This window comes from Halomonas sp. GT, assembly GCF_002082565.1.
Lineage (GTDB): Bacteria > Pseudomonadota > Gammaproteobacteria > Pseudomonadales > Halomonadaceae > Vreelandella.
The window spans coordinates 1725791-1739282 of record NZ_CP020562.1 but is presented as its reverse complement, the minus strand read 5'-3'; the positions used below and the strand labels follow the sequence as shown (position 1 = coordinate 1739282).

12 protein-coding genes are annotated in these 13492 nt (G+C 50.4%); 3 read left to right on the top strand and 9 right to left on the bottom strand.

Going from position 1 to position 13492, the window contains the following annotated elements:
* Positions 1-9: 9 nt before the first annotated feature.
* Together ggt and ppsA are read right to left on the bottom strand one after the other, a co-directional pair.
* Entirely contained in the window at positions 10-1797 is a 1788-nt protein-coding gene (ggt, locus tag B6A39_RS08125) for a gamma-glutamyltransferase (protein ID WP_083003678.1), read from the bottom strand.
* 217 nt (positions 1798-2014) lie between these two features.
* Positions 2015-4399, bottom strand: a complete 2385-nt coding sequence (gene ppsA / locus B6A39_RS08120) for a phosphoenolpyruvate synthase (protein ID WP_083003674.1) — start codon at positions 4397-4399, stop codon at positions 2015-2017.
* 280 nt (positions 4400-4679) lie between these two features.
* Here ppsA and ppsR point away from each other — a divergent pair, with 280 nt between their 5' ends.
* On the top strand, positions 4680-5513 hold the full coding sequence (gene ppsR, locus B6A39_RS08115) for a posphoenolpyruvate synthetase regulatory kinase/phosphorylase PpsR (RefSeq protein ID WP_083003669.1): 834 nt from the start codon (positions 4680-4682) through the stop codon (positions 5511-5513).
* Positions 5514-5522: 9 nt separating this feature from the next.
* Here ppsR and B6A39_RS08110 read toward each other — a convergent pair whose 3' ends face one another.
* The 4 genes from B6A39_RS08110 to B6A39_RS08095 form a co-directional block, all read right to left on the bottom strand.
* Positions 5523-6101 carry a hypoxanthine-guanine phosphoribosyltransferase gene (locus tag B6A39_RS08110; protein WP_009723414.1) on the bottom strand — a complete coding sequence of 193 codons (579 nt, stop codon included), beginning with the start codon at positions 6099-6101 and terminating at the stop codon, positions 5523-5525.
* 68 nt (positions 6102-6169) lie between these two features.
* Entirely contained in the window at positions 6170-7180 is a 1011-nt protein-coding gene (nagZ, locus tag B6A39_RS08105; RefSeq protein WP_083003665.1) for a beta-N-acetylhexosaminidase, read from the bottom strand.
* A gap of 75 nt (positions 7181-7255) precedes the next feature.
* Positions 7256-7783, bottom strand: a complete 528-nt coding sequence (locus tag B6A39_RS08100) for a L,D-transpeptidase (protein ID WP_083003660.1) — start codon at positions 7781-7783, stop codon at positions 7256-7258.
* On the bottom strand, positions 7761-8438 hold the full coding sequence (locus B6A39_RS08095) for a TetR/AcrR family transcriptional regulator (protein ID WP_083003655.1): 678 nt from the start codon (positions 8436-8438) through the stop codon (positions 7761-7763). The genes B6A39_RS08100 and B6A39_RS08095 overlap by 23 nt, the downstream gene beginning before the upstream one ends.
* Positions 8439-8770: 332 nt before the next feature.
* On the opposite strand from B6A39_RS08095, the gene lexA reads away from it, so the two are divergent.
* Positions 8771-9448: a transcriptional repressor LexA gene (gene lexA / locus B6A39_RS08090; RefSeq protein ID WP_083003652.1), complete on the top strand. Its 678-nt coding sequence runs from the start codon at positions 8771-8773 to the stop codon at positions 9446-9448.
* A gap of 60 nt (positions 9449-9508) precedes the next feature.
* Here the strand turns inward: lexA and B6A39_RS08085 are convergent, their stop codons facing one another.
* Both B6A39_RS08085 and purU read right to left on the bottom strand, forming a co-directional pair.
* Entirely contained in the window at positions 9509-10180 is a 672-nt protein-coding gene (locus B6A39_RS08085; protein ID WP_083003649.1) for an energy-coupling factor ABC transporter permease, read from the bottom strand.
* An 84-nt stretch (positions 10181-10264) separates the two neighbouring features.
* On the bottom strand, positions 10265-11119 hold the full coding sequence (gene purU / locus B6A39_RS08080) for a formyltetrahydrofolate deformylase (RefSeq protein ID WP_083003645.1): 855 nt from the start codon (positions 11117-11119) through the stop codon (positions 10265-10267).
* 276 nt (positions 11120-11395) lie between these two features.
* Here purU and B6A39_RS08075 point away from each other — a divergent pair, with 276 nt between their 5' ends.
* Positions 11396-12994 (top strand): ribonuclease J, encoded by a 1599-nt coding sequence (locus B6A39_RS08075; protein ID WP_083003640.1) that lies wholly within the window; start codon positions 11396-11398, stop codon positions 12992-12994.
* Positions 12995-13012: 18 nt separating this feature from the next.
* Here the strand turns inward: B6A39_RS08075 and moaE are convergent, their stop codons facing one another.
* Complete coding sequence (gene moaE, locus B6A39_RS08070) at positions 13013-13489, bottom strand: molybdopterin synthase catalytic subunit MoaE (RefSeq protein ID WP_083003637.1); 477 nt, start codon at positions 13487-13489, stop codon at positions 13013-13015.
* Positions 13490-13492 lie beyond the last annotated feature (3 nt).

Genomic DNA, 13492 nt, shown 5'->3' with positions numbered 1-13492 from the left:
CTACGAGACTCAATCGCCCATAACAATGCCTTCCCGACGCGGATCAGCACCGCCAAATAAGCTGCCGTCTTCCAGGCGCATAATAGCTTGCAGCCCGCTGGTAAGCTCACGTTCGTTGACGGTATGCCCACGCTCTCGGAGTGCCTCAATAGTATCGTCAGGGAAGCGCCCCTCCTCAATAAACACATCACCACCCAGTGTAATGGCGTGAGGTAGATTCAGCGCTTCTTGTGCATTTAGTCCCCAGTCGCGCATGGCCAGCAGTGTACGAGCAGTGTAATGAATAATGGCTGCACCACCTGGTGACCCTAAGCTTGCAACCAACTCGCCACTTTCTTGATCAAATACTAAGGTTGGGCTCATGCTTGAACGAGGACGCTTGCCTGGTTCAACACGGTTAGCAACGGGCTCACCATCGACCTCCGGTACAAATGAGAAATCTGTCAGCTCGTTATTCAGCAAATAACCACCCGCCATCCCGGTTCCACCATCAGCCAAAATACGTGAACCGAATGCTTGCTCTATCGTGGTAGTCATCGCAATTGCATTGCCCTCAGCATCCACAATACTAATGTGGCTGGTACCATACTCAGGCTGATCAGGTTGGCTTGCAAAGCTAACGGAGAGCTCACCAGGATTACCAGGTTTAGCGTTATCTCCCATGCTCTGCTCATCAATTAAGGCACTTCTGTTAGCTAAGTAATCCGGCGCCAGCATGAGTGACCAATCTCCCCCCGGCGCCTCAACAAAGTCTGGGTCGCCGATATAGCGTCCACGGTCTGCAAATGCTAGGCGAGACGCCTCTAAAAACTGGTGTAGCCAACCACTGCTACTCACACCATTCTCTAAAGGCGCTTCAAGTAATGGCTGCTGCTCCAACATGCCCAAAATTTGCATGACCGTTAAGTGCCCCGACGAGGGTGGAGGAAAGCCACAAACTTCCCATTGCTGCCAAGGCGTACACAGTGGCTCCCTTTCCAGCGCCGCATAGGTACTCAAATCATCTAACGACAGCACACCTGGGCGTACCGGATGAGATTGAACACGCTCCACAAGATCTTGAGCGATGTCTCCTTCATAGAGTGCTGCACTACCCTCTTCAGCAATCCGGCGCAAAATAGCGGCCAACGAAGGGTTTTTAAGCGTTTCACCAACGGCTATCGGCTCTCCACCATCGGCATAGTAAAAGTCGCTCGCGAGCGCGTTTTCACGTAAATCTTTGTCGTTGGCTAAACTTGTATGCAATCGTTGGCTTACTCCAAAGCCTTCTTCTGCAAGGGTAATGGCGGGCGCTAAAAGGTCTTTCCATGGCAGCTGGCCATGTTCTGAGTGAACCATTTCTAACATACGTACAGTTCCAGGCACCCCAACAGATAAACCACTTGCCACTGCGTCGGCAAAATCAAGTGGCTCACCGTCCTCAATAAATAGCTCGCCGGTCACTGCCGCTGGTGCAGTTTCTCGGCCATCATAAGCCTGAACGTCACGACCATCGTAGTGCATTAAAAAGGCGCCACCGCCAATACCACTCGACTGTGGCTCCACGAGCGTTAGCACCATTTGCACCGCTACTGCAGCATCAATGGCGTTGCCACCTGCTTTCAACACCTGATAACCGGCATCGGTTGCCAACGGATTTGCCGCTGCTACCGCAAATGTTGAAGCCTCCCAGCCAGGCTTCTCTTCAAAACCAGTCCCCACTTCGGGAGTAATAGAGGGCGCTTCATAGCTAAATCCCCAACTATATAGAGGCACTAACATTAAGCCCGTTAGCGTTAAAACCCGTTTTGGCAACATGCTTTTCTCTCCAACGACAGTGACTAGCGCACATGACCCTCACGACGCTTCAGCACTCGATATCAACCACAGCGTAGCCTATAAAACGCAGTCGCCCGGCACAATGGCCGGGCGAAGATAAGCAACTAAACCCACGATGCCTCTCACTGGTGTTGTGGGCTGGCATTCTGAGCTAGTCCTGTGAGCTAGCCCTGTTAGACAGGACTTTGAGACAGCATTACTCGATGGTTTCACCCGCCAGCATAAACCAGGTTTCAAGCACTGCATCTGGGTTTAAAGAGACAGAATCAATTCCCTGTTCCATTAACCACTTGGCCAAATCCGGATGATCAGAAGGGCCTTGACCACAAATGCCCACATACTTGCCTTGTGCTTTACATGCCTTGATAGCCATTGCTAGCAACTTTTTCACCGCTGGATTTCGTTCATCAAACAGATGCGCAACGATACCCGAGTCACGATCAAGACCAAGCGTCAGCTGGGTCAAATCGTTAGAACCAATAGAGAAACCATCAAAATACTCGAGGAACTCATCAGCCAGTAGCGCGTTAGCTGGCAGCTCGCACATCATGATAACTTTTAAGCCATCAGGATTAGACTCACCGCCCCGCGGCAAGCCGTTAGCTGCTAACAACTCGACGACCTCGCGCGCTTCATCAGTCGTGCGAACAAAGGGCACCATAATTTCTACGTTATCAAAGCCCATTTCTTCACGAACCCGCTTAAGCGCTCGGCACTCAAGTTCAAAACAAGGCCTAAAGGCATCCGAGATATAACGCGAGGCTCCTCTGAAGCCAAGCATTGGGTTCTCTTCACCGGGCTCATAAAGCTTGCCGCCAATGAGGTTTTCGTACTCATTTGATTTAAAATCAGAGAGCCTTACGATCACTCGCTGAGGATGGAAAGCAGCGGCCAGGGTTGAGATTCCTTCGACCAGCTTATCAACATAGAAACTGACAGGATCATCGTAACCGGCGGTGCGCAAATCGATGACCTGCTGAAGATCAGCCGGCAGCGTGTCGTAATCCAACAGCGCTTTAGGGTGTACACCGATCATACGATTAATAATGAATTCGAGCCTAGCAAGGCCAACCCCAGCGTGGGGCAAGCCAGCAAAGCCAAATGCACGGTCTGGGTTACCAACGTTCATCATAATCTTAAAGGGGATTTCCGGCATCGCATCGACACTTGAAACCTTACAGTCGAATGCCAGAAGCCCTTCATATACGTGCCCAGTGTCGCCTTCGGCACAGGACACCGTAACATCAATACCTTCTTTAAGCTGAGTGGTTGCATCCCCGCAACCAACTACCGCTGGGATACCCAGTTCCCGCGCAATAATGGCCGCGTGACAGGTTCGTCCACCTCGATTAGTAACAATCGCTGACGCACGTTTCATGATCGGCTCCCAATCGGGGTCGGTCATGTCTGTTACCAGGATGTCACCCTCTTGAACCTTGTCCATTTCTTCTGGGCTTAATACTGTTTTTACCGTGCCACGTCCAATCCGCTGACCAATCGCCCGCCCTGTAATTAGCGTGCGTCCTTTCTCACGCAGATGGAAGCGCTCCAACTTGCCTCCTTCCTGTTGTGAAACGACGGTTTCAGGACGCGCTTGAACGATGTAAAGCTGACCATCATCGCCATCTAGCGCCCACTCGATATCCATCGGGCGCTGATAGTGCTTTTCAATGGTCATGGCTTGCCGTGCAAGATCCATGATCTGCTCATCGTCAATACAGAACCGACCACGGTCTTTAAGAGGCACATCAACAGTTTCAACTGATTTACCGGCGCTGGCATCTTGCCCATAGATCATTTTGATTAGTTTAGAGCCCAGCGTCCGACGAAGCACCGCCGGACGGCCAGCCTCAAGCGTGGGCTTGTGCACATAAAACTCATCAGGATTGACAGCCCCCTGGACGACGGTTTCGCCAAGCCCCCACGAAGCAGTGACGAACACCGCATCGCGATAACCAGACTCGGTATCCAGTGTAAACATAACCCCGGAAGCGCCTGTCTCAGAACGAACCATCTTCTGCACACCCGCAGACAGCGCCACATTCTCATGGGCGTATCCACGGTGAACGCGGTAAGAGATCGCGCGGTCATTAAATAGCGATGCAAAAACTTCGTGCACCGCCTGTTTAATATTGTCAAAACCTTCAATATTAAGAAACGTTTCCTGCTGACCAGCAAAAGACGCATCAGGTAAATCTTCTGCCGTTGCTGAGCTGCGTACGGCTACTTTCAAACTGGGATGCTTAGCCTGAAGCTGCTCATAAGCACCGCGTAAAGCATGTTCAAATGCGGGGGGGAGCGGCGTATCAATAATCCACTGTCGAATAGTCTTGCCCGCCTCTGCCAACGCTTTGACGTCATCGACATCAAGGCGAGCAAGGGTGGCGTTAATGCGATCATTTAGCCCTTCGTGAGAGAGAAACTCACGATAGGCATGAGCCGTCGTGGCAAATCCACCAGGCACTGTCACACCTACACCTGACAAGTTCGAGATCATTTCGCCAAGCGAAGCGTTTTTACCACCCACGCGTTCGACGTCTGCCATACCTAGCTGATCGAACCATAGAATGTACTGTTCCACGCAACCCCCTCGCTTTTAGACTGCTTTGCGACCTGACAGGCCGACTCTAATTGACCATGTCACACTAGCATCGACGTATCGCATTCGCCATTGGTCTAATAGCGAACGGAGTGGAGGATTTTTACAACAAAGTGCAATAAAGGGCTTTTTGTGTAGTCTTAATGAGGTAGTTTTTATTAAATTAGCTTAAAACGAATCGCCAAGTGAATTGCCTGGCAATGATTGTGCTAATCCACGCCCCACTCCACAATAGTAACTTTCTTTATTGACGGATTTAGTAATGAAGCGAACAGCCTTTTTTATTTCTGATGGTACTGGCATTACGGCAGAAAGCCTTGGGCGTAGCCTGTTAGCTCAATTTAGTGATGTTGAAATTGATATGCTGACAAAGCCCTACATTGATACGTTAGAAAAGGCTCAAGCTTTAGCGGAAATAATCGAGTCCACCGCCACCCGTGACGGCCAGCGCCCAATCATCATTGATACCATTGTGGATCAGAATATTCGCAACGTCATTCGACAAGCTTCTGGATTCAAGGTGGATATCTTCTCAACCTTTTTAGAACCGCTAGAGCAGGAGCTAGAGACACACTCTTCTTACAGCGTCGGCAGAACGCATTCGATTGGTAGCGATGACGTATATATGGATCGCATCCATTCCGTCCATTTTGCGCTAGACAACGATGATGGTGCACGAACGCACCAATACGATAAAGCAGACATTATTTTGGTTGGCGTTTCACGTTGCGGAAAAACCCCCACCTCTCTTTATCTAGCGCTTCAATTCGGTATTCGAGCAGCTAACTACCCACTAACTGAAGATGACCTGGATGAAGATGGTAGTTTAAAGCTGCCTAAGGCATTAGCTCCCCATAGACACAAGCTGTTTGGTCTGACGATTGATGCTCGCAGGCTGGCGGCAATACGCAACGAACGACGTCCAAACAGCCGCTACAGTTCAATGGACCAGTGTTTACAAGAAGTTGAACAGGCTGAATCACTATATCGCTCGATGCACATTCCGTTTATCGATACGACGCGCTTTTCAGTAGAAGAGATATCAACCCGAATGATTGCAGAAACAGGCCTAGCTAGGCGCTTTTCGCCCCGCTAAGCCCAATCGTCACATGCCCTTTGGAGCAAAAATCCCTGGGGCATTACGCCAATAACCTTTGTAATCCATACCAAAGCCAAACACGTAGCGATCTGCGACTTCAAGGCTACAGTAATCGGCTTTTAAGCCTGGTACCGCTTTACGGTCATGCTGCTTATCCACCAGCACTGCCGTAGTAACGCTTGCTGCTTGGGCTTCCTCGCAGTAGGCAAGAATGGCGGCTAATGTAGACCCCTCATCAAGAATGTCATCGACGATGACTACGTGGCGACCCGCCATAGGAATTTCTGGCGAAACACGCCAAAAAAGTTCGCCGCCTCGCAATTCGTTACGATAACGGGTCGCATGCAGATAATCGACTTCAAGAGGGAAACCTAGTCGGGTTAGCAGGTGCCCTGTGGTGATCAAGCCGCCATTCATAACGCAGTAAAAAACCGGTAACTTATCCCCTAGATCTTTGCTAATTGCCTCCGCCATTCGGTCCAGTGCGCGCTCAACTTGTTCTTGAGAAATTAAGCAGTCAGCGTTATCCATTAGCTCACGCATTGAGTCAAGCGACTCAAGCGCCTCTTTATCCAGTTTGGACATCGGGTTACTCCAAGAAGGGGTTAACTAGTCAATAACTTAAAGACGAAAAAATATAAGAAAAGAAAGGGTTAATTCGCTAGTGCTTCTAATTTAGCGTGTGTACGCCGCCAGCGGCCTAGTGCCGTTAGCGCATCAACGTCTGGGCGGGCACGCCCATAGCGCAACTTGGTGGGTCGTTTACTCTGTAATCCTTGGCATGCTTCAACAACTTCTAACGCCGCAGAGCGGTCATTGCAGACCAGCAACATGTCACATCCTGCGGCAAGGGCAGCACTGGCGCGCGCTTTAGGGTCACCCGCTTCATGGGCACCTGCCATGCTTAAATCATCTGAAAAAATGCAACCTTTAAACCCTAAAGACTCCCTTAACATTCCCAACCAACTGGGAGAGAAACCAGCAGGGCGTGAGTCAAATGCACTATAAATAACATGGGCAGGCATAACGCCATCAAGCTGAGCCGCAAGCTGGCTAAACGGAACAAGATCACGCTGTTTTATAGCCGCCAGCGGGCGATCATCTACAGGTAATGCCACATGAGAGTCAGCGGCAACGCCACCGTGACCAGGAAAGTGCTTACCTACTGCCGCCATACCCGCTTCATGCAAACCATTTATAAAACTCTGCCCTAGAACAGCGACATGCGCAGGGTCGGTGCTGAAGCTGCGATCACCGATAACACTAGATATACCACTGTCGACATCTAAGACAGGAGCAAAGCTGATATCAAGACCGCAGGCAGCCATTTCCATGCCCAGCAACCAACCCGCATCTTTTGCTAATGCAAGACCGGATGCCGAATCCTCAGTGAATTGATCACCAATACGTGCCATAGCTGGCATGCGAGTAACGCCTTCTCTAATTCGCTGAACGCGACCGCCCTCTTGGTCAATACCAAGCAACAGCTCACCGCGGACACGACGAATATCACTGCAAAGCTTTCTAACCTGATAAGCATTCTCGACATTTCTAGCGAATAAAATGACACCGCCCACAGCAGGGTCCATCAAAAGATGTTTTTCAGCTTTGGTTAATCGCGGCCCTTCAAGGTCGAGCATGACCGGGCCTAAAGATTGAGTCATTGTGATGGATCCAACAAAAGGGCCGTCAATTTTAGTTGATCAATCTCTCGTGTCAAAAAATCAATAATAAGTTGCCTAGGTTTGGCCATCATGAAGCCAAACGGGTGTGCCCGGCGGCGCATGCTCAAAAAGATACACCAAGTTATCATTTCGCAACCGAATACAACCATGCGAAGCGGCTACGCCCATCGGTTGATCAGGTGGAGTCCCATGAAGGTAGATGAAGCGACGTTGAGTATCGACATCCCCGCCTCGATTCACCCCTCTCTCTAAACCACAGAGCCACAAAATACGCGTTAATATCCAATCACGATGCGGGAATTCAATCGCAAGTGCCGACGTAAATACCTCCCCAGTCCACCGCCTCCCGCGAAAAACGGCATTATTAGGCAAACCGTCACCTATGGATGCGCGGATATAGTGCCATCCAAGGGGGGTTTGACCACTGCCCTCTTGCTGCCCTACACCTTTCTCGCCGGTCGACACGGCACACGTGTGCAGCAACGTACGCCCTTTCCACCAGCTTAGTTGCTGCTGTTTGATATTGATTTCTATCCACCCATCATTCTGCGGGGGCAGATCAGCTAGCGTAGGCGTTCGCATAATGTCCTTCATCAGCAGCAGGCGGCAGCGGTGCATTCATGGCGGCAACTACGACAGGGCGTAAACGTCTTACCAAATCCCTCACTGTTACTTGCTCATTATAGTCTTTCGCGGCAATGTCTCGCAGTGCATCTAAACCAGACAGCGTAAAAATTACGGTGCCCAGCATGAAATGCAGCCGCCAAAAACGCTCAGCATCTGGTAAATCTGGCGTTGCCTGACGCACTAGCTCAGTGAAACGGGTAAACACGTCACCGTACTGCTGCTGGATATAACGTCGTAAGTGCCCTTGTGCCTGGCTATACGCCAACCCTAGAAGACGCATAAACACCTTCAAGCTATTGCGCTCAGCAGGCACGGCCAACACCGTGCTTGCCATTGTTTCCAACAGTACTTCAAGAGGAATCACATCACCGTTGTACTGCGCTTCAAGATCATCAAGCGCCGTATGAAAACGTTGCGAGAAGGGATCTAGATAGCGCGCAAACACAGCTTGGATAAGCGCCTTTTTAGAACCAAAATGGTAATTAACGGCGGCCAAATTAACCCGCGCTTTACTGGTTATATTGCGTAGCGACGTTTCAGCAAAACCACGCTCTGCAAACAGCACCTCAGCGGTATCGAGGATACGTGTTACCGTATCAGATTGCGCCATAGCGCCCTCCAGAAAACGAGTGTTTAAAACATCGTTAAATACTATGCCATAACGTTATTTGGCTCAATCACTTATCTTTAGCTTTTTACCCAACGCTAAAATCAACCCTAGGCACCTATTCAGACACCTGCCAACTGTCGCTGTCGCGTTTGCCGTTGATATAACACCCAGGCTAGTCGCTCTTGTCTCCATTTTCTCAAAACACTTCCATAGCGACCGGCATTGCGGGGCTCTCTTGCATGTACTGGACAGAGCAACATACTGTATACTTAACCACATACTGTTTAAGCCGACATGTAGCCACTGTCTTGTTCAATTTTTTGGAGTTTGTTATGTCGCGTCCACTGACTGCTCGTCAGCAGCATGTTTTTGATTTTATTGTTAAAACAATGGCTGAATTTGGCTACCCGCCGACCCGCGCAGAAATCGCCAAAGCACTCGGATTTCGTTCTCCTAACGCTGCTGAAGAACATTTAAGAGCGCTTGAGCGCAAAGGTGCCATCCGCATTATCCGTAATACCTCGCGCGGAATTCGACTACCTAATCAGGAACCGCAGGATGTAAGTGACGTTTCGACAACGGCGCCCGCAACCAATGTAGAACCACTACCAAATGGCTTACCGGTCATCGGAGAGGTGGCCGCAGGAAGTCCGATTTTAGCAGCGGAACACATTGATCGTTATTGCCCTCTACCCGCCGAATACTTTACTCCCAAAGCGGATTACCTTCTTCGGGTGCGGGGCTTATCAATGAAGGATGTTGGCATACTGGAAGGTGACCTTCTTGCCGTACATCGCACCGATCGAGTTCGAGATGGCCAGATTGTGGTAGCAAGGCTAGAAGATGAAGTGACCGTAAAGCGCTTTAAACGACAGGGCCATACGGTGACACTAATTGCAGAAAACAGTGACTTTGCGCCCATAGAAATTGATCTACGCACCCAGCAGTTAGATATCGAAGGAGTGGGCGTTGGTGTCATACGTGGCGGTAACGGCCAAGCACTGGGATAAGCGAGTAAGTGTAAATACCGGTGAGGCACTCGATAGAGATACTCACCGGCTATCGCAATGTTACTGAGAGTCTATATAGCGACGATCATTAAACGTAGCTACCCAACTCGGGTGATACACCAGCAAAATACTGAGTAACATCCCTGTGATAAAAGCCTCGGAGGGCATTAACAGGGGTAAGAAGCGCGCATACTCTTGGGCTAAGTACACAGCTTCAGAGTCGGTACCCGCCACCATGATTAGCAAGACAGCCGATAATCCTCCACCCAATGTTGCCAGCGCAGCGCCAAAAAAACCGCATACGAAAAGAAAGACCATCAAATTATCAGGCAGACGTCGGTCTACAAACCGCCATACCAGACCAGCAACGACCGCAGGCACAATGCCGGTTACCAACACATTAGCGCCTAGTAACGCCCATTCGTTGCGCCCAACGGCTGACATCGCAACATTAATCAGCACATTGCTAATTAATGCGAGCGGCACTTTAAATACCAACGTCATCAGGACAGTGAATACTAAGTGCAGGGTTAACCAATCGACTGCCTGAGCACGCAGTTGCCACATCAGCATCACGGCAAGCGTCGCGGCTAACCACCGATGCTGAAGCGCCACATCGTCTATCAGTGATCGCCATGGGCGCAGCCATATCATCCACGCGAGCACGCTAAACGATACCAACCACGTCAGCAACAATGCCCAGGGAGCTAAAACACTTTGCGCGAAAGACATGGATGCCCCTATCTACCCTCAGCTAACGACTAGCCAGCTGTAAATCTGAATTGATTAAAAAGTCTGATTAACTAAATAGCATGATTAGCTGAACACCACAGTCTTATTGCCATGGATTAATACTCGGTCTTCTAGATGCCATCGTAAACCACGCGCCAATACCGCTTTTTCGACATCGCGCCCGAAACGCACGAGATCCGTTGGCGTATGGCAATGACTGACCCGATGAATATCTTGTTCAATAATCGGCCCAGCATCCAGCTCTTCAGTGACATAGTGACAGGTAGCACCGATTAGCTTAACGCCTCGCTGGTAAGCTTGATGATAGGGCTTAGCACCAGCAAAAGAGGGTAAGAAACTATGGTGGATGTTAATCACCCGTCCTGCATAACGCGAACAGAGTGAAGGCGGCAAAATCTGCATGTAACGCGCCAACACAACACAGTCCGCTCGTGCACTATCAATTTGCGCCTGAACCTGCTCGAAAGCAGCTTGCTTATTTTCAGGGTCTACTGGCACATGATGGTAAGGAATGCCATACCATTCAGTGAGTGACCGCATATCTTCATGGTTTGAAATAACCCCAACAATGTCGCAGTCCAGCTCCCCTGCTTGCCAACGGTAAAGCAAATCAACCAGACAGTGAGACTCCCGCGACACCATCAGCACCACACGCCTGCGTTTTTGAGTATCAACCAGCGACCACTGCATGTGAAAGGCCTCTGCCACTGGCTCAAACGCGCTACGTAGCGCCTCTGCTGACATACCTAGGGAATCTGCCAGAATTTCATATCGCATGAAAAATCGACCAGTCTCTAGATCAGAATGCTGGCTGGCTTCGGTAATAGATCCACCCTGCTGAGCAATAAAGCTTGAGACACGCGCCACAATGCCCACTTGATCAGGGCAAGACACCACCAAACGGTAATAATGAGACATAAATAAACACTCTTGACATATTTTAACGGCACGATCGACAAGCACCTACCAGCGGTAGGGAAACGGTATATAGACGAAATAGTGTACCTTATGCTCATCAAGTAAGCATTGCAGGTGAGTGCCATGATGATTGTTACCCGCCCCCGCCTTCCCGTATAGTTAAGGTCTTACTTTTTAGGCTTTTCATTACTGATGCATCCACCACGCGTTCAACTTCGTCCCCGCCGTCGTCCTCCCCTGCGCCTACTGCCGCTAGGTGGGTGTGGTGAAATTGGAATGAACCTTACGCTCTATGGATACGACGATGAGTGGATCGCCGTCGACTGCGGCATGATGATTCGCCAAGATCTACCCAATTCCCCGTTGCAGGTGCCCAATACAGATACGTTAACAGCGCTAAACATCACCCCAAAGGCGCTCTACATTACCCACGGCCATGAAGATCATATTGGTGCCGTTGCGTGGCTCTGGCCCAAGTGGAACTGCCCCATTTTTGCAACGCCGTTAGCCGCAGGCTTGTTGCGCCATAAATTCGCAGAGCATCAGCTTAGTAGCGCCGCTATAAACGTCGTAGAACCGGGGGATGCAATGGAACTTGGCCCCTTCACGCTGCGTTACCTTTCGGTTACCCATTCGATTCCTGAAAGCTGCTCAATTCTCATGCAGGCAGGCGACTATCGCGTGCTACACACAGGGGATTGGAAACTAGACCCCAACCCGCTCATCGGCTCACCCATTGATGCAGCTCAATTTCGCGCGCTTGCGCCTATCGACTTAGTCGTAGGCGACTCTACTAACGCCCCGATGCCCGGTCATTCAGGCAGTGAAGGTGATGTTGCAAAAGCACTCGCTCACACCTTGAAGCAGTGCAAAGGCCGCGTGGTTGTATCTTGTTTTGCGAGTAATCTCGCCCGCGTATTAGCGATTGGAATTGCTGCCCAACAGTGCGGCCGGCGCGTCAGCCTGATGGGCCGCTCAATGGAACGTATGGTAAGTGTCGCGAAAGGCCTTGGATATCTAGACGACTTTCCGCCGCTAGTGCCGCCCCATGATTTAGGCTACCTGCCGCCAGAAGAGGTGGTGATCATTGCCACGGGCAGCCAAGGCGAACCGCGTGCCGCGCTACAGCGTTTAGCGCAGCGAAGGCACCCTTTTGTGGATTTAGAACCAAGTGATAGCATTATTTTTTCTGCTAAAGCCATACCAGGCAATGAGCGCCCTATAGAACAACTTAAAAAACGCCTAGCGCAGCTTGGGGTGACAATTTTCGATGAAATGAACCATCCAGAATTACACGCTACCGGGCATCCCGCCGAAGATGAGCTGAGAAAGCTTTATCAATGGGTTCGGCCAAAAACATTGCTGCCGGTTCATGGAGAGGCACGCCATCAAGCGGCCCACCAGGAAATTGCTAGCAGCCTCGGCATTAATGCCCCGCTCGCACCAGTAAATGGCGACATGCTGATGTTCGACAATCTAGGGTTACACTGCGAAACTCGCTATCCCCAACCGCCCTGCATCGTTAATCAGAACAGCGTCGTGCCCCACCCGGGGCTTGACACTGGCTCTCACTCATCGCGACGTGGAAGCTTATTCCTCGCACTTCCTGTTACAGCTACTGACAATGGCTGGTGCCGCATTGGCCGCTTGATGCTGGATGCCAGCGGCACCAGCCCACTCGACGAAGATAGTTTCAGTGAATGGCTGGATGATCAGCTTAAAGAAATAGAAGCAGAGACGCTTGCCGACTTGCGCCAAGCGCTTCAGCCAAGGCTAATCTACTGGTTAGCCAATCATCTTCAGCACATGCCGGACGTACATTTGCAAATAATGGCAACCGAAATGCCCTCTTCAGAAGCCATTAGCGATAGTTAAAGCCATTGGTAATATCATTTACCAGCGCTCTGCCGCCTGCTGATCAGTGTGTCGTTCTTTTACCCAGTAAGCGCCCTGGCGAGAGTGCTCTTTCTTCCAAAACGGCGCCTGGGTTTTTAAAAAATCCATAATAAAATCACAGGCTTGGAAAGCATCGCGGCGATGAGCACTGGCCACCAGCACCCGCACAATAGGGTCTCCCGGCGTCAACTCCCCAATGCGATGAATAATCCGCACGGCCTGTAACTCCCAACGCTGATAAGCCTGCTGACCAATCTGCGTTAATGTGCGCTCGGTCATCCCGGGGTAGTGTTCAAGAGTAAGCCCGATAACATCAGGGGTTTCATTAAAGTCACGTACCAACCCTGTGAAAGTGACAATAGCGCCGATATCGGTACGCCTGCGAAGCGCACTTTCATAGCCATCATCCATGCTAAATGGTTCTTCTTGAACCCTAACGGCAATATCAAATTCAGTCTCTGTAAGATCTGCCATCTG

What these genes read in the sequence shown, in the direction of transcription:
- B6A39_RS08075 (WP_083003640.1), top strand. Translation starts at nt 11,396, where the DNA reads ATGAACCTTACGCTCTATGGATACGACGATGAGTGGATCGCCGTCGAC.
- purU (WP_083003645.1), bottom strand. Translation starts at nt 11,119, where the DNA reads ATGTCTCATTATTACCGTTTGGTGGTGTCTTGCCCTGATCAAGTGGGC.
- ppsR (WP_083003669.1), top strand. Translation starts at nt 4,680, where the DNA reads ATGAAGCGAACAGCCTTTTTTATTTCTGATGGTACTGGCATTACGGCA.
- ggt (WP_083003678.1), bottom strand. Translation starts at nt 1,797, where the DNA reads ATGTTGCCAAAACGGGTTTTAACGCTAACGGGCTTAATGTTAGTGCCT.
- nagZ (WP_083003665.1), bottom strand. Translation starts at nt 7,180, where the DNA reads ATGACTCAATCTTTAGGCCCGGTCATGCTCGACCTTGAAGGGCCGCGA.
- B6A39_RS08095 (WP_083003655.1), bottom strand. Translation starts at nt 8,438, where the DNA reads ATGGCGCAATCTGATACGGTAACACGTATCCTCGATACCGCTGAGGTG.
- lexA (WP_083003652.1), top strand. Translation starts at nt 8,771, where the DNA reads ATGTCGCGTCCACTGACTGCTCGTCAGCAGCATGTTTTTGATTTTATT.
- B6A39_RS08085 (WP_083003649.1), bottom strand. Translation starts at nt 10,180, where the DNA reads ATGTCTTTCGCGCAAAGTGTTTTAGCTCCCTGGGCATTGTTGCTGACG.
- moaE (WP_083003637.1), bottom strand. Translation starts at nt 13,489, where the DNA reads ATGGCAGATCTTACAGAGACTGAATTTGATATTGCCGTTAGGGTTCAA.
- B6A39_RS08110 (WP_009723414.1), bottom strand. Translation starts at nt 6,101, where the DNA reads ATGTCCAAACTGGATAAAGAGGCGCTTGAGTCGCTTGACTCAATGCGT.
- B6A39_RS08100 (WP_083003660.1), bottom strand. Translation starts at nt 7,783, where the DNA reads ATGCGAACGCCTACGCTAGCTGATCTGCCCCCGCAGAATGATGGGTGG.